The sequence below is a fragment of the Bifidobacterium sp. ESL0682 genome, from assembly GCF_029392815.1.
Classification (GTDB): Bacteria; Actinomycetota; Actinomycetes; order Actinomycetales; family Bifidobacteriaceae; genus Bifidobacterium.
This window is the reverse complement of record NZ_CP113942.1, coordinates 126896-146340: the sequence shown is the minus strand read 5'-3', so window position 1 is coordinate 146340 and position 19445 is coordinate 126896. Positions and strand designations below refer to the sequence as shown.

Sequence of the window (19445 nt, the reverse complement as noted above, 5' to 3'; positions counted from 1 at the left end):
TAGCGGCTATTAATACATGAGATTCGGCGACATAGTTTCAACTCAACCATTGAAAAGAAAACCGCCTCCAAGTCGTAGAACTGCGATGTCTTCTTTTCTTTTATTCTGATCGTTAGAATGTGGTCCAACCGCCATCAACCGGTATGACTGCGCCATTTACATAATCTGCTTCGTCGGAGACCAAGAACAGCGCCGTCTGGGCGATCGATTCCACTGAACCGATATCAGGCATCAATCCCATACCGGTCTTCTGCCGTTCCATTCCAAACTGGCTTATGCCTTTCATGGATTCGGCAATATTGGTTTTAATGCCACCTGGCGCGATAGCATTGACGCGAATCCCTTCTTTTTCATACATGAATGCGGTGTTCTTTGTCAGTCCAACTACTGCATGTTTCGAAGCGGTATATGCCGCTCCCGCGCGTCCTCCATTAGTTCCTCCGACTGAAGCGATGTTGAGTATCGCGCCCTTCTTCCGCGGTAGGAATTCATGAATTGCTTCTCTCATGGAGTACATGACGCTATCCACATTGATGGCAAAAACTCGTTTCCACATCTCATCGGTGACTTCTCCCACCGGACTCATGTTATCCATAATGCCGGCATTATTGACCACGATGTCAAAACAGCCATATTCGGAACGTGCGGTATCGAACATGGTCTGAATATCATTCTCTTTCGAGACATCTGCAATTGCGGTAATCATTTTGCCGCCAGCTTGAATGACCTCTTCTTTTACCGATTCAAGACGGTCCTTGTTGATATCAGTCCCGACTATGCTGGCGCCTTCTTTCGCAAATAACCGAGCCATCTGCGCGCCCATACCTGATCCTGCACCGGTAATAACAGCCACTTTGCCTGCTAAACGTCCACTCATTGGAATGCTCCTTCTTTGAACATATCGCGACCACTTGGCCACAGGTAAACCCATTATAGCGAAGTCAAATTCTGAAGGACTGCACTTCACTTGCTATACGGGTTTGGTCTTCAGGATCCTCGATTTTCCAGTTCCTACCCGTTACCGATAATTTTAGAATGAGCGTCAACTTAGACGGAAGAGATCGGAAAGTTTCGACATCGAGCTTGAGGAATTGCATAGGACAGTATGCTCAGGTCTCTCAAACCCTCATTTCAACCTCGGGTTAGTGCGAGTCGAAGTTTGCGGAATCCTAATGAAATCATAAAATTTATCTGCTTTTGCCGATAAGGGACATTATGTTCGATAGATTTTTAAAATCCAAATTGAAGTTTTAATAATTCCCCGTTAGTAGTTACCTAGAGAGCTTTGAATCTGTATCAATCTCTCAAAGTTCTGGAACTGCAGAGTAAGTACGCCACCGAATAGGCAACCTTGAACCAGTATTATCGATACCAGTATTATCGCAATGCGAGCATAAATATCGATTTATGTTTTGTCGCTCGATAACCATGAATCAGCCCCGTACTACTCCACCCGGAAGTAGGCAAGGCACCAGCAACTCAAGGTTCACTTAGATCAAGCTTGACTATAAGCTATCGTGTACATCTGGAAGAGCCATGGCACGAAGGCTGCAACACATGCGAAGTCCTGGCTTTGCGAAAGATACAGTACTGCAGTGCATTGCAATCTCAATACCACTATTCGTAATGACTCCAGGCTGCATAAATCGTTACCGTCTGCGCATCGTCATTGATATCGTAGACCACACGATGCTGACTGTTAATCCTGCGCGAATACAACCCTCGACTGGTTGGCTGAAGCTTCTCGAATGATTGAGTCGGCTGATAGGGATCGGATTTTAAATCCGCAACAACTTCCATAAATGACTGCTGAAGATGTGAACGCTTTAGTTTTTTAAGATCCGCTTTAGCCGAATTTTTGATGACAACGCGATAGGTCACAGCGTATCCCAATCGATATCATCAATATCCGTGATTCCGCTGTTGTCGTTGCGACGTTCTTCAGCAGTGGCAAGCGTACCGGTATTCTCCAGATATAACGTTTCCATAATCGAATTCCAATCAGCGCGGTTTACAACTACGGCTTCTTCATCCTTGTTGCCCCTTGCCGGAGAAATGACGATAGGCTCTCGTTGGATGTTGACGTCTTTGAGGATCTGATACAGATTCTTCCTCGCGGCCGTGGGTGTATATGTTTCCATGATGTCCACCTGTGTTCCTGGTTCCGGAGTTTTCATTAGCGTACGTTGTTCAGGTACGTTTGATTCCAGTGTAACATACGCATGTGTGTATGTGTGGGATATGGCGCCGTCCGCGTCCGTGTCGGGCTGTCGTCCCTGTCCGTGTGGTTTCCCCCGGGTATGCGAAGGACCCCATGGGAGCCGTGAGGCTCGACCATGGGGTCCTTGCTGAAGTGTGATGCGGCGGCGGGCTACTCTCCCACACCCTATCGGGTGCAGTACCATCGCCGCCAGGCCTTAGCTTCCGGGTTCGGAATGGGACCGGGCGTCTCCCCTGGGCTATGGCCGCCGCAAATCTTATATTATACACGGAACACGAGGAACCGCGGGAAGTGGCGGCTCGGGAACCGGAAAGCGGACGCGGTTGGATGCATTGAATCGAGTCGTGTCACCACAGCGCTAGTGCTGTCTGATGTCATTCGCAGAAGATGCCTCACGTCCCATCCGGAAGGATGGAAGTGTGATTGCCTTTCGGCCGTTAGTACCGGTCGGCTCCACCCCTCGCGGGGCTTCCACGTCCGGCCTATCAACCAGGTGTTCTGACCTGGGGCCTACAAGGGGTCAAAGCCCCTAAGGAATACTGATCTCGGAGCAGGCTTCCCGCTTAGATGCTTTCAGCGGTTATCCCTTCCGAACGTAGCCAACCGGCCGTGCCACTGGCGTGACAACCGGCATACCAGAGGTTCGTCCACCCAGGTCCTCTCGTACTATGGGCAGGTCTCCTCAATATTCCAACGAGCGCAGAGGATAGAGACCAAACTGTCTCACGACGTTCTGAACCCAGCTCGCGTGCCGCTTTAATCGGCGAACGGCCGAACCCTTGGGACCTGCTACAGCCCCAGGATGCGACGAGCCGACATCGAGGTGCCAAACCATCCCGTCGATATGGACTCTTGGGAATGATCAGCCTGTTATCCCCGGGGTACCTTTTATCCGTTGAGCGATGCCGCGCCCGTGCGCCGGCACCGGATCACTATCTCCGACTTTCGTCCCTGCTCGACCCGTCAGTCTCACAGTCAAGCCCGCTTGTGCGATTGCACTCAACACCCGATTGCCAACCGGGCTGAGCGGACCTTTGAGCGCCTCCGTTATCCTTTGGGAGGCAACCGCCCCAGTTAAACTACCCGCCAGGCACTGTCCCTGACACGGATGACGTGTCGAGGTTAGACATCAAATGAGAACAGAGCGGTATTTCACCTTTCGGCTCCACACGGGCTGGCGCCCGTGCTCGAAGCCTCCCGCCTATGCTACACAGTTTTCACCTAATGACAATACCAAGGTATAGTAAAGGTCCCGGGGTCTTTTCGTCCTTCTGCGCTTAACGAGCATCTTTACTCGTACTGCAATTTCGCCGAGCTCCTGGTCGAGACAGTGGGGAAGTCGTTACGCCATTCGTGCAGGTCGGAACTTACCCGACAAGGAATTTCGCTACCTTAGGATGGTTATAGTTACCACCGCCGTTTACCGGGGCTTGAATTCACCGCTGCCCCCGAACGAGTCGGGATGACGGATCCTCTTAACCTTCCGGCACCGGGCAGGCGTCAGTGCATATACAGCGGCTTGCGCCTTCGCATGCACCTGTGTTTTTGGTAAACAGTCGCTACCCCCTGGTCTGTGCCACCCCCGCAGCTCCGGGCGCAAGGCCCTTCACCGCAGGGGGTCTCCCTTATACCGAAGGCACGGGAGTGATTTGCCGAGTTCCTTGACCAGGATTCGCTCGATCGCTTTGGTATTCTCTACCTGACCACCTGTGTCGGTTTGCGGTACGGGCGCCGCAGGCCCTCACACCGAAGCTTTTCTCGGCAACGGAAACCACCGGATTCGGCCCCAACGGGCCCCATCATCGCGCCTCGCCCTGTTGCACCGCGGATTTGCCTACGGTACGGGCTGCACGCTTGACCACGGACTACCACCGCCGCGGCCGGCTCTTCCATTGCGTCACTCCTGTGCTGACCTACCGGAAGGTCTGTCCCAACCACCACACATCCGGCACCCCGAAGGGAGCCATCAATGCGGCGGGAGGTTAGTACCCGACTTTCGGTCCGGACGGTCCTGCGCCGGTACGGGAATATCAACCCGTTCGTCCATTCGACTACGCCTGTCGGCCTCGCCTTAGGACCCGACTCACCCGGGGACGATGAACGTGGCCCCGGAACCCTTGGTCATCCAGCGGACGGGATCCTCACCCGTCTTTCGCTACTCATGTCTGCATTCTCGCTTCCGCACGGTCCACGGCCGGCTTACGCCGCCGCTTCACCCCATACGGAACGCTCTCCTACCCAGCGTCCAAACGGACGCTGCCGCGTCTTCGGTGGCGTGCTTGAGCCCCGCTACATTGTCGGCGCGGAACCACTAGACCAGTGAGCTGTTACGCACTCTTTCAAGGGTGGCTGCTTCTGAGCCAACCTCCTGGCTGTCTATGCGACTCCACATCCTTTCCCACTTAGCACGCGCTTCGGGACCTTAGACGACGATCTGGGCTGTTTCCCTTTCGACGACGGAGCTTATCCCCCGCCGACTCACTGCCGCGCTATAGCGCCACGGGTATTCGGAGTTTGGTTGCCTTCGGTACGCGATACGCGCCCTCAGGCATCCAGTAGCTCTACCCCCGGGCGAACCACACGACGCTGCACCTAAATGCATTTCGGAGAGAACCAGCTATCACGGAATTTGATTGGCCTTTCACCCCTAGCCCCAAGTCATCCCCCCCAGTTTTCAACCTAGGTGGGTCCGGTCCTCCACGCGGTCTTACCCGCGCTTCAACCTGCTCAGGGCTAGATCATCCCGCTTCGGGTCCAGGACAAGCGACTCAAACGCCTTTTGAGACTCGCCTTCGCTACGGCTCCCCCACGACGGGTTAGCCTCGCCACTTGCCACTGACTCGCAGACTCATTTTTCGATAGGCACGCCGTCACCCCTCAAGGAGGCTCCGACGGTTCGTAGGCGCACGGTTTCAGAAACTATTTCATTCCCCTCCCGGGGTGCTTTTCACCTTTCCCTCACGGTACTCGTTCGCTATCGGTCAGACAGTCATATCTAGGCTTACCCAACGGTCTGGGCGGATTCACACGGGATTCCACGAGTCCCGTGCTACTTGGGAACCTGGATCGGAAGGCAGCGCGCGACCGGCTACGGGGCCATCACCCTCTACGGCCGGGAATTCAATCCCGTTCGCCTAGCACGCTGTTTTATGACTTCCGCCGGACGCTCCAGCATCCGGGCACCAGGCCCCACAACACCGTCCGCGCAACGCCTGGAGGCTATCACACGCGGCCGGTTTGGCCTGATCCGCTTTCGCTCGCCACTACTCACGGAATATCCTTTCCTGCAGGTACTGAGATGTTTCACTTCCCTGCGTACCCCCGCACGAATGCGGTGCCGGCCCATACGGCCGGCGGGTCTCCCCATTCGGAAATCCTCGGATCAAAGCCCTGTCGGCGGCTCCCCGAGGCCTATCGCGGCCCCACACGTCCTTCATCGGTACTGTCTGCCAAGGCATCCACCATACGCCCTTACCAGCAACACACACCCACACAAACAGGCTGCATGCCGCAAGGACCTCTGCGAAAAACTCTGGACAACACATCATCACACTATGAATGATCACAAAACGATCGACCAAATCCCCAGATTCAAAAGAATCGGAGACCGGTCTTAAAAATTGCATCTAACAAAGCAAGAATCAAATCTTGCTCGCGTCCACTATCCAGTTCTCAAGCCACCACGCAGACCGACGCATCCGGAACCCCATCCGGGGTCACCTTCAGCGAAGGGCATCGAATCGCACCGGCCAAACGGCCGGGGTGGCGATCCGGGAGCCCAAAAGCATGCCCATACCACTGATATGCAAAGTTGTCATCCTTGATCTTTTCCACACCAGCAGGACCACACCAGGGAACATCCCCGGCAGGCCCGACACCGGATGCCAAACAGCATCCTGAATTCTCCGTAGAAAGGAGGTGATCCAGCCGCACCTTCCGGTACGGCTACCTTGTTACGACTTAGTCCCAATCACGAGCCTCACCTTAGACGGCTCCGCCCACAAGGGTTCGGACACCGGCTTCGGGTGCTGCCCACTTTCATGACTTGACGGGCGGTGTGTACAAGGCCCGGGAACGCATTCACCGCGGCGTTGCTGATCCGCGATTACTAGCGACTCCGCCTTCATGGAGTCGGGTTGCAGACTCCAATCCGAACTGAGACCGGTTTTAAGGGATCCGCTCATGTCGCCATGTCGCATCCCGTTGTACCGGCCATTGTAGCATGCGTGAAGCCCTGGACGTAAGGGGCATGATGATCTGACGTCATCCCCACCTTCCTCCGAGTTGACCCCGGCGGTCCCTTGTGAGTTCCCGGCATAACCCGCTGGCAACACAAGGCGAGGGTTGCGCTCGTTGCGGGACTTAACCCAACATCTCACGACACGAGCTGACGACGACCATGCACCACCTGTGAACCGGCCCCGAAGGGAAACCCCATCTCTGAGGCGATCCGGAACATGTCAAGCCCAGGTAAGGTTCTTCGCGTTGCATCGAATTAATCCGCATGCTCCGCCGCTTGTGCGGGCCCCCGTCAATTTCTTTGAGTTTTAGCCTTGCGGCCGTACTCCCCAGGCGGGATGCTTAACGCGTTAGCTCCGACGCGGAACCCGTGGAATGGGCCCCACATCCAGCATCCACCGTTTACGGCGTGGACTACCAGGGTATCTAATCCTGTTCGCTCGCCCCCACGCTTTCGCTCCTCAGCGTCAGTAACAGCCCAGAGACCTGCCTTCGCCATTGGTGTTCTTCCCGATATCTACACATTCCACCGTTACACCGGGAATTCCAGTCTCCCCTACTGCACTCAAGCCCGCCCGTATCCGGCGCAGACCCATCGTTAAGCGATGGGCTTTCACACCAGACGCGACGAACCGCCTACGAGCTCTTTACGCCCAATAAATCCGGATAACGCTTGCGCCCTACGTATTACCGCGGCTGCTGGCACGTAGTTAGCCGGCGCTTATTCGAAGGGTACACTCACTCTCGCTTGCTCCCCAACAAAAGCGGTTTACAACCCGAAGGCCTTCATCCCGCACGCGGCGTCGCTGCATCAGGGTTCCCCCATTGTGCAATATTCCCCACTGCTGCCTCCCGTAGGAGTCTGGGCCGTATCTCAGTCCCAATGAGGCCGGTCGCCCTCTCAGGCCGGCTACCCGTCGAAGCCTTGGTGGGCCGTTGCCCCGCCAACACTCAGCTGATAGGACGCGACCCCATCCCATGTCGGTAACCCTTTCCCGCGATCACATGCGATCACGCGGAACATCCGGCATTACCACCCGTTTCCAGGAGCTATTCCGAAACATGGGGCAGGTTGGTCACGCATTACTCTCCCGTTCGCCACTCTCACCACGGTGCAAGCACCATGGATCCCGTTCGACTTGCATGTGTTAAGCACGCCGCCAGCGTTCATCCTGAGCCAGAATCGAACCCTCCACAAAAAAATTGCAGAGAGCCTTAATCAAAGGCTCTACATAATAATTGACGGAACCATTCCATAAGGGGGAATGGTCCACACTAAAAACCTCGACACGAATTAAGCCCCCAGGGCACCCCAAACGAGGCACGCGCCGAACTGGCAATCAAAAAAGCTTTACAATAAAAAGTAGTACAGACACACTCTTGAGTTCTCAAACCACCACCACACCAACAAACAACCTCAACTCTTTGGAGAGAAGCTGTCGTGCTGAGCAGCCAAGAGAAATAAATATACGCGATAAACCGATATCGCGCAAGTCAGAGGGTGCAAAAACGTTAAGAACCGTTGCAATGATGCGGTTCTTTCGGCGTGTCATCACGGGCGCTTTTGCGCCTCTACGCGTTATTTTAGACCACAAAAAGCAAGAATCAAATCCATGTAATTCTTTTTTACGGCGTGTTTGCGTACCGATAACGAAAACCAAACGGTTTCAAAGGCCCATTACTTATCGTATCGTCTTACATTTTGAGATAAACCAATAATTAGTTCATCTATATATGCTTCTTTCAAGCAAAATCGCTCCTACAAGCCCATCGGCCCGCCACAGAAATGGTCTTATTAATGGTTCCCACAAGAAATGAGGTAATTGGAATCAACGCAATAAATATAGAGACCTGCCCTGCGCCAGAAATTTGCAACGGGAACATAGAGACTTACCCTACCCAAGAATTCACAACAGGAATATATAGAGGGACCTGCCTCGGAGTCAGGAGGATAACCGTGTCGTATAACCGAGAATTCGCAACGGGAATATAGAGGAGCGGGGCGAAGGTTTTGCGTTTTCATTCGATGCGCTGCGACCAGAGATTACACTGTTATACATGACTAAAAAAATTGCGGTATTGACTGGAGCTGGCATTTCCACTTCGGCGGGGATTCCGGACTTTCGCGGGCCGGATGGGGTTTGGACCAAGCACCCCGACCAAATGAGCGTCTATGACATTGATGCGTTTATGAGTGACAAGAAGGCACGTGAGTACTCGTGGGCTTGGCAGAAGGCGTCACCGGTGTGGAACGCGCAGCCGGGCGAGGCTCACAAAGCGCTGGTCAAGCTGGAAAAGGCTGGACTGCTGATGCTGCTGGCCACGCAGAACTTTGACGCGCTACATGAAAAAGCTGGGAATTCGAGCGATCTCATCGTCAATTTGCATGGAACTATCGGCACTTCGCACTGCATGAAATGCCATGCCGAATACAAGACGGCCGACATTATGAACAATCTCGACAATGAGCCTGATCCGCATTGCCACCGCAAGCTGCCGTATAGCGGGAACATGACCTGCAACGGACTGATTAAAACCGACGTGGTTTACTTCGGCGAGATGCTGCCGGAAGGGGCCATGGAGAAATCGATGGCACGGGTGACCAAGGCGGACGAGTTCTGGGTGATCGGCTCGACGCTTGAGGTTTTTCCTGCCGCTTCGCTGGCACCGACAGCTGTACAGGCCGGGGTACCGATGACCATTATGAATATGGGGCGTACGCAATATGACAATATCGCCACGCGACTCATTCATGACGACATTGCCAAGGCACTGCCTGAATTGGTGGACGAAACCATTGCTGAAGCACAGAAGTAGCGACTCCTATATATATAAATTGTCCGTGTACTTTCCGATTGAAGTGAAAGCACACGGACAATTTATATATAGGCGCTGATTTAACTCAAAGACGCGTAATTTGCGAACAACAATACCGACACATATAGCAATGCAGCAATCTTGGGTGCAACCTCATCAATCATTCGGCCGTTATACCTTTATAGGTATGCATCAGTAGACGCGCTTCGGATCGAAACCGGCGGCTTTTAGGGCCTTGAGGACTTGGGCGATGTGGTCGGGGCCGTTGGTTTCTACGGTGACGCCTAGGGAGACTGAATCGGTGTAGTGGCCAGAGGCCTTGAACTGGTCGTGATTGAGCTCGATGACGTTGGCACGGGCATCGGCCAGGACTTGCGCGACTTTGACTAGCTGGCCCGGGGTGTCGGGAAGCTCGACCTCGAAATTCATGATGCGACCGCGGGCGATCATGCCCTTTTGGATGACCGCGCCGATGGTGACGGTGTCGATGTTGCCACCGGAGATAATCGGGACGATGACGTGCTTGCCTTGAGCGCTGGCGAAGACCCGCGAGCGCAGACTCAGATGTTCAAGCGCAGCGAGCGAGACAGCGCCAGCGGCTTCGACCACCAGCTTGTGCTTCTCCATCATTAGGAGGATCATCTCGTTAATGTCACGTTCGGAGACGGTGACAAGATCATCGAGATATTCATTCAAAATCGCGAAGGTGAGGTCACCGGGATGGCCGACTGCGACACCTTCGGCAGAAGTGACCACCTTATCGGCGGGAACGACCGTGCCAGCAGCGAAGGAGTTCTTGAAGGCAGGCGATCCTTCGGGAATCGCGCCGATGACGCGGACGTCAGGTTTGAAAGTCTTGATGGCGAGCGCCACACCTGCACCCAAGCCGCCACCGCCCAACGGGACGACAACATCGGTGACGTTGGGGACATCCTGGAGAATCTCGAGACCGATGGTGCCCTGGCCGCAAAGCACTTCGTAATCGTCGAATGGATGGACATAAATCAGACCGTCGCGCTTGGACAGTTCGGAGGCGTATTCGGCGGCATCATCGAACAGATTGCCGTGTAGAACCACGTTGGCGCCATAGGACTTTGTTGCGTCTACCTTCAGCGGCGGGGTGCTTTCGGGCATGACGATGGTGGCCTTTGCGCCACGCTCACGGGCGGCATAGGCGACACCTTGCGCATGGTTGCCAGCAGAAGCAGTGACGATGCCTCGAGCTAGGTCCTCATCGGACAGCGAGGCAATCTTGTTGTAAGCGCCACGAATCTTGAAAGAACCGGTGACCTGAAGATTCTCCGGCTTCAGAAGAATCTCATGGCCAGTAGCCTCAGAAAGGACCGGTGAAGGCATAATGCTCGTATGGCGAGCGGTGCCTTCGAGTCTTTGGGCGGCCTTCTTCAACTCGGCCGCGTGATCGTGCTGCAGTGCTTTGACAACGTCCTCTTGTTTCATACGGGAATTGTACGACGAGAGCATAAGACGAGACGGCACAATGTCCAAAAACGTGAAATTACTTTTTGGCTTTGACCGCACGCTTAGATTTCGAAGCCTTGGACTTGGGCTTGTTCGCAATCTCAGGCTTTGCCTTGGCATCAAGCTCAGGAGTAGAGCCGGCGGCCACCGCCTCGGACTCGGCCACCAGGTAACCCAGCAGACGCGCTGTGTCGGTCGGGGTGGCGATGCGGGAACGAGCCTTGGTATCACCGGCGCCGACTTTGATGGCCCAACCAGTCAAGGACTTGCCGTCTGACTGAGTATTGCTATCGGCAGCATCTGAGGAAGCAGGCTCTTGCTCTGTGTCAACGACACTGCGCGGCTCCGCATGGTTGCCAGCAGCACACATGACGGAAGCAAACATCGTCTCATCGGTGGTGTCATCGCCCAAAGCCAACACGAAATCGTAACAACCGGAACGCAGCAAGGGATCTACAGCCTGGCCCTTGCTCACATTCGCCGGGCAAACCTCGATGACTTTGGCGTTACGCATGACCATGAGATCATATTGCGGGCAGATCTTCTCTAGCTCGGCGACCAGGCGCTCGCGCTGATCCTTGGCGAGCTTCTGATCGCTCATACGATAATGCCATGCCAAATCCGTCGACTTGTGCTCGATGAACGATTCGGGACGCGCGCGCGACCGACTTGTTCATGATGGTCTCGATAATCGGGCGCCATTCTTCGGGGTCGGGCATGCCTTTGGCGCGCTTCCACGTGCGCTTGGAACTGGCAGCATCGGAGGCCACGGGCTCGCTGCGCCATGCGCCATGCTCAGCGATGAGACCGACTGGCAAATCGCCAAACCACTCCTCCATCGTCTCTTGGGTACGGCCGGAAACGATATACAAATCAACGTCGGGAATGGAGCCGACCTGCCGCAGCAAGGCGAGCAGACGACGCGTAGGCTTCGCGCGGCCAGGGGTACGCACCAGCTGAGTGAGGGTGCCGTCGTAATCGCACAGAACCAGCTTGCGACCGGACTGACCCCACTGATGGACCAAAAGGTCACGCTGGGCGCTCTGCAAACGGCGATCGGCCATGCGCGGATCGCTGACCTGACGTAGGGTGCTCAGGAACTCGGTGCTCCACAGACTTGCAGTACGGTATTTCAGGCGGGCCTGCATTCGGCGTTGCGGCGTTTGGCCTCGCCGGAACCGATCTCGAGGGCCGAATGCAAAGCCTCGCACACTGCCTCGGTGTCGTAAGGGTTGACGATGAAGGCGTCGGTCAGTTCGCGAGCCGCACCGCACTCGTCGGACAGCACCAGCGCACCATCCCTGCCGTCGCGGGAGGCGAGGTATTCCTTGGCCACAAGGTTCATACCATCGCGCAATGGCGTCACCAAAGCGACGTCGCCTGCGGTATAGATGCCGCAGACCGGCTTGATGGGCAACGAACGGGTGATGTAATGGATTGGGGTCCACGAAAGCAGTGAATACTTGCCGTTGATTTCGCCGACCAACTGATCGACCTGATCCTTGAGCTGACGATACGTCTCGACGTCCTCGCGCGAAGGTGTGGCCAGCAGGTAATAGGTAACATGGCCGACCCATTCAGGATAACGGCTGAGCATCAGATCGAAGGCGCGCAAACGCTCCGGAAGGCCCTTGGTGTAATCGAGGCGCGATACGGAGACGACGACGACCTTGTTGCCCTTGGTGCCGCGCTTGGCTGCCGCGGACTGCGCCAGCCTGACTTCCGAAAGATCGTCTTCAGTGTAGGTGCTCCAAGTCTCGCCGGCTTCGACAGCTGCCTCGGATTCTGCAGTAAGGGAGGTGCTCACTCGTCTTGTGCGCTTGCCGCTGACAGCCTCGATGCCATGACGCATGGCCTGCGCAAGGCTGGAATGCGCGTTGCGGCGATACAGGCCGTAATCAATGCCGATGGGGAAAGCATCGACCGTAACGAACCGTTGCGAATTGCCGTTCTGAACCGGAATACGGCCGTCCTTATCGACTTCGGTGTGCAGCAGCGAACGGACCGAGGCGAGGAAGTTCATGCAGAAATCCTCGGTGTGGAAACCGAGCAAATCGGCGCCCATCAAACCTTCGAGAAGATCCTTGCCATTAGGCAGCTGGTGGAAAATCTCGGGGCTCGGGAACGGAATGTGAAGGAACCAGCCGATTTTGAGCTTGGGGAAACGCGCGCGCAACAAGGCAGGCAGCAGCATGAGGTGATAATCCTGAATCCACACGGTGTCGTCGGGATTGACCATATCGGCCATGGTATCGGCGAATTTCTGGTTGACTTCCTGATAGACCTTCCAGGTCGACGAATCGAACTTGGCCTCGTGGGCGAAATCATGGAACAGCGGCCACAACGTGTCGTTGGAATAGCCGGCATAATAACCGTCGATTTCCGCCTGGTCGAGGAACACCGGAATGCAGCGGTTGCTGACGAACTCGTCGCTGATCTTGTCGATTTCCTCTTTGCTGCGAGTCTTCGGATCGATGCCGCTCCAGCCGACCCACAGGCAATCGTGATGAGACTTGTGGTACGGGCCGATAGCGGTGGCGAGCCCACCGACGTTCTGGCTCAACGCGTATGTGCCGTCAGCTTTGGCGTGCAAAGACATAGGAAGCCTATTTGAAACGATTATCAGACGAGCCATGAATGCTCCTTCACTCTTCCGGGGACTACTACCCTCTGCGCGCCCGTGCAGATATCAACGGCCGTACGGACGCATATCACTATTTACAGTATAGGCACCAAATTGAAGCAAGGGAACGGTTTGCGGAATGTTGCGTTACAATGCTACCAATACTAGACAAAAGAATAACGTTTGCCGCACAGTTTGCCGCCGGGGTCTTATTGCAAGACAATCTGCGCCAATCGGCACGGCGAACTTAGAATGGACAATTAACGATTGAATATTGGGCCCTTGTTGAATAAACGGGATAGCGATGGATCTGACGACACGGCAAGGGACGGATATGACAGGACAGGGGCACATGCACGACGCTGATTCAACAACACGAACGGAAACAGCCTCAACGGCGGATTCCGCGATGGCCTCGACGATGGCGAGCGCCGGAAGTGCCAAAAGCGCCGACGAGACAGCAGAAGCTCCGACCCCACAGGGCCACGGACCGGTACAGCAAATCGTCATCATGATTGCGGTCGGCCTTATCGCCGGATTCTTCTCCGGGCTGTTCGGCATCGGCGGCGGATCGATCATCGTACCCGCGCTCGTGTGGCTTGGCATGACGCAACGGCACGCGGCGGCGACCTCGCTGGCGGCTATCATCCCGCTTTCGATTTCCGGCGTGGTTTCCTACGCGATGAGCGAGCACGTCGATTGGATTGCGGCGCTGTTGATGGTAATCGGCACCATTATCGGCTCGCAAATCGGCAGTTGGTTGCTCTCGCGGCTTTCCGAAGTGTTCCTGCGCTGGTTCTTCGTCGCGTTTCTGGCGTTTGTCGTGGTTAGCCAGCTGGTTTTGACGCCTTCACGTAACTCGAGCATTCATCTCACCGTCATCAAAGGCATCCTGCTGGTGCTGCTCGGCGTGCTCATCGGTATGCTTTCGGCGCTTTTGGGCATCGGCGGCGGGGCCGTTACCGTGCCGGCGCTGTCGCTCTTCTTCGGCGCGAGCGACCTCATCGCACGCGGCACTTCGCTTTTGGCCATGTTCCCAGCGCCATCACCGGCACCATCGCCAATTGGAAGCGTGGGCTGGTACATCTCAAGGACGGCCTTATCGTTGGCATTGCGGCGGCTTGCGGCACACCCGTGGGCGCCTGGATCGCCGCATTCATCTCGGCGAAGGTGGGCTCGTATCTGCTCGCGGCCTACCTCTTTATCATTATGCTGCGTTCCGCTTGGACGGCGCTGAAGATTACGCCCGGCATCGGGCCGAAACTGCCGCGCAAATAGCATATCCAGCTATTTATTTTGGCGATGAAAGCACCATCGCTACCGCTTCACAGAGAAAACTCTGTGAGCAACTGCGCACATTCGCTTTCTCGCACACCACCGATGACTTCAGGGCGAGCGCCAACATGCGGGTCACGAGGAATATCCCACACCGAACCGCACGCGCCGAGCTTGGCGTCCCACGCGCCGAACACGATACGGCCGACGTGGGCCTGCAGTGCTGCTCCAGCGCACATCGGGCATGGCTCAAGCGTGACAACTAGTGTGCAATCGGCGAGATTCCAAGCGTTCTTGGCACCGGTAGACAGACCGCTGCCATTGTGGGCAGCCGACACCTCACCAACTTCTGTCATGTGCCCAGTACTTTTCCAAGAGACAGCGTCTTCCGACACGCGTTCGGCACTTTCCCGAGAACCAGAGACTTCCGATATGCATTCAGCGCCCTTACGAGAGACAGCACCCTTGCGAGAAGCAGCGGCCTCGCCCATCGCCATCACTTCTGCATGAGCGAGCGGATTGCCGTCGACCTCACGACGGTTGCGACCACGGCCGATAACCACACCATCACCATCAAGCACGAGCGCGCCAACCGGCACCTCGCCCGCCTCTGCCGCCTCATGCGCCAAATCCAACGCCACGCCCATCGCATCTCGTATACTTGCCATGTCCATGATTCCAGTCTAAAAGCAATCGGCGAAGCTGGCGGCATAATGACGAAATAACGGTTCGATATAGTGGGTATATATTGTGTCCACATGCCCAAATCGCAACGAAGCCTGACAACCAGACCTACGAAAGGAACCGATAATCCGTGGAAATTCTTGAGCTGATCCTCTTTGTCTTGGGGGCCGTCGTGCTCTCTTCGTTCATCAGCCGGTTCATCCCGCGAATATCGACCCCGCTCGTGCAAATCGCACTCGGCGTCGCTCTCACTTTCCTGCCGATCTTTCCGCATATCAAACTCAACCCAGAACTATTCATGGTGCTGTTCATCGCGCCGCTGCTCTATCTCGAAGCGCACGAAATCGACAAGCGAATGCTGTTCAAAACCCTGAAGTTCTCACTGCCCATGGCCATCGGCCTGGCGTTGGGCACCATGGCGGTCGTGGGCTTCATGCTGCACGCGGTGTGGCCGGTCATCCCGCTGGCGGCAGCGTTCGCGCTAGGCGCTGCACTCGGACCGACCGACGCGGTGGCGGTCTCCTCGCTTTCCAGCGAAGCCTCGTTTACCAAGGAACAGGCCGGAATCCTGACTGGTGAATCGCTCTTCAACGACGCTTCCGGCGTCATCGGCTTCCAATTCTCGATCCTGGCCGCAGTGACCGGCTCCTTCTCGATGGCCAACGCCACCAAGGACTTCCTGTTCTCGTTCTTCGGCGGTATCGTCATCGGCATCATCGCAGGCCTCATCGTCAACTGGCTCTTCACTATGGTCCGGCAACTGGGCTGGGAGACGATGACCACACGCATCCTTATGGAGCTGTTCCTGCCGTTCCTCGTCTTCCTGGGCGCCGAAGACGTTGCCCACGTCTCAGGCATTCTCGCAGTGGTCGCCTTCGGCCTGACCGTACACTTCGACCACAAGGGCATCGGTCCCAACGCGGCCCGCACCAACATTGTTTCGAACAGCGTGTGGTCGGTGCTCTCGTTCGTGCTCAACGGCACCGTGTTCATCCTGCTGGGCATGCAGCTGCCCGACGCCATGCGCGCCAGCTGGGTCAGCCACAGCGTCAGCAATGTGGCTCTTATCAGCATCATTCTGCTGGTCACCTTCGCGGCCATCGCCATCCGTTTCCTGTGGGTCTGGCTCATCGCGGCACCCACACGCGACCGCGAAACCGGCAAACGCGTCACACTGAAGCCGCGCTCATTGCGCGATGCGGCGGTGATGACCTTCGGCGGCCCGAAGGGCACCATCACCCTTTCGTTGATGTTCACCATCCCCTACACCGTGGCTTCCGGCGACGCGTTCCCGATGCGCAACGAACTCATCTTCATCGCCGCCGGAGTCATCGTGCTGACGCTGCTGCTAGCCAACTTCATGCTGCCGTTGCTCTCACCGGCACAAGACACCGAGGCGGAATCGGCGAAACTCAAGGAAATCACCATCGAGGAGCTGACGCGCACCGTCAAGGAGCTCACGGCCCGCGTCAACGAGGACAACCGCCATGCGGTGATGCCTGTCATCGATTCCTACAACAGCCGCATCACCCGTTTGCGCCAGCGCATGGGCGATTTCAACATCGAGAAATTCGAGAGTCTGCAGATCGAAGCCTTGTATTGGGAAAAGGATTATGTGCGTGATCGGCTTGCGGAAACCCAAGCCAACACACAGATGAGCGAGCACGACCAGCAGCTGGAAATCGAAGCATGCGAACGCATGCTGGACCAGATCATGAACGCGTTGCGTCACGCTTCTGACAAGAAGACGAAGCATCGTGCCGTCTCGCAAATCAGCGGCCGCGTCCACGCATTGCGCCGTCAACTCCATTCGATGGCCAAGCGTGCAAGCAACAAGCTGCGCCATTCGGCTCCGATGCTCAATGAGGATGAGGTGTATTCCTACCAGCGCTCCACACAGATCGATGCGATCGATTACGTCATCGCCAAGCTCTATGAGGAGATGCACGCGGACACCTATCAAACGGAATACTGCTCGATGCTGCTGCGCGATTACAAACGAGCACGGGCACAGCTGCGCAGCCGCAAGGATCTTGCCGCCGCGCGAAGGCCGCCCCACAGATCGACGAGGCCAAGCATGAAAGCTACTCGATCGAGCTTGAAGTCATCCAGAGCATGCTCGATTCCGGGGAAATCACACGTAATCAGGCCAAGAGTTTGCGACGGAATGTGTATGTGATGCAGGTCGATGCTGAGGCAGAAATTTAATAGGTATCCAACTTAGCAACCACACTCATTTCAACTTGCATCCTTCGCGCGCGTGGGCGCGCTCAGCTCGCCTACAAGAAGCCCACAGGGCTTCTTGCTTAACGGCTCGCCAGGTCGACGCCCGGGTAAACTGCTAAACCAAAATCAGAACTGCAAGCGAGCTTCCCGTCATCTCTTGCCATCTGTCTTCCGCCAATCAAGAACATATCGAGCCATATTTGACGAATAGCGATTTTCAGACGACGCCGGAGGAGATGTTGTTGAGGAGGAGCCACTGAGTGAGGTCGGCGAATTCGGCGGGGCTTACGGCGTGGTCGAGTTGGTGATAGTTCCACCGTCACCGTCAGCCACGTGTGTTCCTCAAGCCAAGCGGTGGCACCGAAAATCTCGTACTTCGGCAGGACGTTATCGAGATCGCCATAACCGTAGAATACAGGCTTTTCCATGCCTGCAAGCCGTTCGTCGGCCGGGGCTGTGCCCGGAACCTGACCGGGCGCCACGAAACCGGAAAGCGCCGCAACCGCGCGGTAGCGCTCAGGATGTACGCGCAGCAGATGGATTGCGAGCGCCGCACCCTGCGAGAAGCCAATCGGCACCAGCTCGCGGTCGGGGTCGATATGCTCGCCGACCCAGTTGTCGACGGCCGTGGCCGCCGCGAAAATGTCACGATCCAAGTCTTCACCGGTCGGCACGCCATCGTGGAACCAGCTATACGCGCCAGACCCGCTGCCGAACTCCCCGGACCCTCGGCCTGAAGCACCAGCGGCGCACGCAAGGAGACATAGTCGTTGCCAGGAGCGACGTAGCGCATCATCTGAGCCAAATCCTGCTATTGGAACCCCAGCCGTGCAGGCACAGGAACATCGGACGCGTCGGACGCGCCTTGCCGCCGCCCTGAGAATAAATCACATGGGAAATCTCCATCGGCTCGCCAAAGCGACCGGGAATGGCATCGGATTCGCGGCCAATCAAGCCGTTGCCACCGTTACCTTGATTGCCGTCTCCCTGTTCGTTGCGCTTGGCTCGCCGAGACATTCGCTATTCACTGCTTCATCGCTCATAGACACCATGATAGGCACGAAGCCCAACGGCAACCAGCCATTGTTCGCCGAGAGATTTGAGCTGAAACTACTTACCGGAATCACTCGAGTCAACCGGCTCCAACTTGCCGCCCCATTGCTGCTGCAAGGCCGTCATCGCCTTGGTGTTGCCGACGGCCATCCACAAGTCATTGCTGAGCAGACGCAAATCGTTGGTATCAACCTTGCTGCCGCCATACTGGAAATGACATTGGCCGCTTGCGAACGTACCATGTCCCCATCCATACTCGCCGCGGCCTTGGTCTGGAACGTGATGAACGCGACCTGTGTGGTCTTGCAGAACGAGGCGGCGTTCGCACCCGGCAATTGGCCGGAAACATCAACGTCTATCCACCCGCCGGCACAAGTTCCGGCCTGCTGTTCGATGCCCTGCTTCATTTGGTTCGCATCGGTTTCCGGGGCCTTGGTTTTGCCCTGGACCGTGGTGACTTCGGAATCGTCGGTAAGGGCACCTTTTGTATTGTGTTTAAACGTTCTGAGCGAAAGCACCAATGCCACTACAACGACGGCAATCACCGCAATGATGATGAGTGCACGGAAAAGAAATGACTTACGGCGCGGCAATCGGCGAAGGAGCTGATGATTGCCGGAACGCAATTCCTCGCGGCGCAAATCGCTGACGTTATAGGAACGATAACCATCGTCGGACGAGCCATTGCCGTTTGCGGACGAGAGCCGCTACCCGCCTTGTCATCGAAACGATCGGAATCGTCTTTCATTCCTTCTCCGCTCCACTCATTTGCCATTTCGCAACGGCTTTATGCACTGAACCGTCCATTTTCGACACACGAGAGCCGAA

The 19445-nt window shown here is 56.1% G+C and carries 9 protein-coding genes, 3 rRNA genes and 4 pseudogenes; 3 read left to right on the top strand and 13 right to left on the bottom strand.

The features are described from left to right. Window positions 1–112 precede the first annotated feature (112 nt). From OZX57_RS00550 to OZX57_RS00520, 7 genes are all read right to left on the bottom strand, one after another. Window positions 113–877 carry a glucose 1-dehydrogenase gene (locus OZX57_RS00550; protein ID WP_277162286.1) on the bottom strand — a complete coding sequence of 255 codons (765 nt, stop codon included), beginning with the start codon at window positions 875–877 and terminating at the stop codon, window positions 113–115. Between the two features lie 740 nt (window positions 878–1617). After that, window positions 1618–1881, bottom strand: a complete 264-nt coding sequence (locus tag OZX57_RS00545) for a Txe/YoeB family addiction module toxin (protein WP_277162285.1) — start codon at window positions 1879–1881, stop codon at window positions 1618–1620. Continuing rightward, window positions 1878–2141 (bottom strand): type II toxin-antitoxin system Phd/YefM family antitoxin, encoded by a 264-nt coding sequence (locus OZX57_RS00540; protein ID WP_277162877.1) that lies wholly within the window; start codon window positions 2139–2141, stop codon window positions 1878–1880. Before OZX57_RS00540 ends, OZX57_RS00545 begins: the two co-directional genes overlap by 4 nt. 217 nt (window positions 2142–2358) lie before the next feature. Then, a 5S ribosomal RNA gene (gene rrf, locus OZX57_RS00535) occupies window positions 2359–2473 on the bottom strand. A gap of 164 nt (window positions 2474–2637) precedes the next feature. After that, a 23S ribosomal RNA gene (locus tag OZX57_RS00530) occupies window positions 2638–5706 on the bottom strand. Between the two features lie 426 nt (window positions 5707–6132). Next, window positions 6133–7659: ribosomal RNA gene (locus tag OZX57_RS00525) — 16S ribosomal RNA — on the bottom strand. Together the 16S, 23S and 5S rRNA genes form the textbook arrangement of a ribosomal RNA operon. Before the next feature lie 189 nt (window positions 7660–7848). Continuing rightward, window positions 7849–8121 carry a hypothetical protein gene (locus tag OZX57_RS00520; protein ID WP_277162284.1) on the bottom strand — a complete coding sequence of 91 codons (273 nt, stop codon included), beginning with the start codon at window positions 8119–8121 and terminating at the stop codon, window positions 7849–7851. A 397-nt stretch (window positions 8122–8518) separates the two neighbouring features. Between OZX57_RS00520 and OZX57_RS00515 the strand changes: the two genes are divergently transcribed. Beyond that, complete coding sequence (locus tag OZX57_RS00515; RefSeq protein WP_277162283.1) at window positions 8519–9277, top strand: Sir2 family NAD-dependent protein deacetylase; 759 nt, start codon at window positions 8519–8521, stop codon at window positions 9275–9277. A gap of 192 nt (window positions 9278–9469) precedes the next feature. On the opposite strand, the gene ilvA is transcribed toward OZX57_RS00515, so the two are convergent. The 3 genes and pseudogenes from ilvA to OZX57_RS00500 all read right to left on the bottom strand — a co-directional run bounded on the left by ilvA (window position 9470) and on the right by OZX57_RS00500 (window position 13391). Next, window positions 9470–10735 carry a threonine ammonia-lyase gene (ilvA, locus tag OZX57_RS00510; RefSeq protein ID WP_277162282.1) on the bottom strand — a complete coding sequence of 422 codons (1266 nt, stop codon included), beginning with the start codon at window positions 10733–10735 and terminating at the stop codon, window positions 9470–9472. Between the two features lie 58 nt (window positions 10736–10793). Further along, window positions 10794–11820: pseudogene (otsB, locus tag OZX57_RS00505) on the bottom strand (trehalose-phosphatase). A gap of 68 nt (window positions 11821–11888) precedes the next feature. Continuing rightward, window positions 11889–13391, bottom strand: a complete 1503-nt coding sequence (locus OZX57_RS00500) for a trehalose-6-phosphate synthase (protein ID WP_277162281.1) — start codon at window positions 13389–13391, stop codon at window positions 11889–11891. 499 nt (window positions 13392–13890) lie between these two features. On the opposite strand from OZX57_RS00500, the pseudogene OZX57_RS00495 reads away from it, so the two are divergent. Beyond that, a pseudogene (locus OZX57_RS00495) lies at window positions 13891–14657 on the top strand (sulfite exporter TauE/SafE family protein). 47 nt (window positions 14658–14704) lie between these two features. Here OZX57_RS00495 and OZX57_RS00490 read toward each other — a convergent pair. Next, the gene (locus tag OZX57_RS00490) at window positions 14705–15322 is read right to left on the bottom strand and encodes a deaminase (protein WP_348637174.1); all 618 of its coding nucleotides are present in this window, start codon (window positions 15320–15322) and stop codon (window positions 14705–14707) included. Between the two features lie 146 nt (window positions 15323–15468). On the opposite strand from OZX57_RS00490, the pseudogene OZX57_RS00485 reads away from it, so the two are divergent. Then, window positions 15469–17546 (top strand): annotated as a pseudogene (locus tag OZX57_RS00485) (cation:proton antiporter). A gap of 235 nt (window positions 17547–17781) precedes the next feature. On the opposite strand, the pseudogene OZX57_RS00480 reads toward OZX57_RS00485, so the two are convergent. Both OZX57_RS00480 and OZX57_RS00475 read right to left on the bottom strand, forming a co-directional pair. Continuing rightward, a pseudogene (locus OZX57_RS00480) lies at window positions 17782–18581 on the bottom strand (alpha/beta hydrolase-fold protein). 158 nt (window positions 18582–18739) lie between these two features. Then, a complete protein-coding gene (locus OZX57_RS00475) occupies window positions 18740–19258 on the bottom strand; it encodes a hypothetical protein (RefSeq protein ID WP_277162280.1) in 519 nt (172 codons plus the stop codon). Window positions 19259–19445 lie beyond the last annotated feature (187 nt).

Coding starts and splice junctions, on each gene's coding strand:
- OZX57_RS00490 (WP_348637174.1), bottom strand. CDS start 15,322: ATGGCAAGTATACGAGATGCGATGGGCGTGGCGTTGGATTTGGCGCAT.
- OZX57_RS00500 (WP_277162281.1), bottom strand. CDS start 13,391: ATGGCTCGTCTGATAATCGTTTCAAATAGGCTTCCTATGTCTTTGCAC.
- ilvA (WP_277162282.1), bottom strand. CDS start 10,735: ATGAAACAAGAGGACGTTGTCAAAGCACTGCAGCACGATCACGCGGCC.
- OZX57_RS00550 (WP_277162286.1), bottom strand. CDS start 877: ATGAGTGGACGTTTAGCAGGCAAAGTGGCTGTTATTACCGGTGCAGGA.
- OZX57_RS00540 (WP_277162877.1), bottom strand. CDS start 2,141: ATGGAAACATATACACCCACGGCCGCGAGGAAGAATCTGTATCAGATC.
- OZX57_RS00515 (WP_277162283.1), top strand. CDS start 8,519: ATGACTAAAAAAATTGCGGTATTGACTGGAGCTGGCATTTCCACTTCG.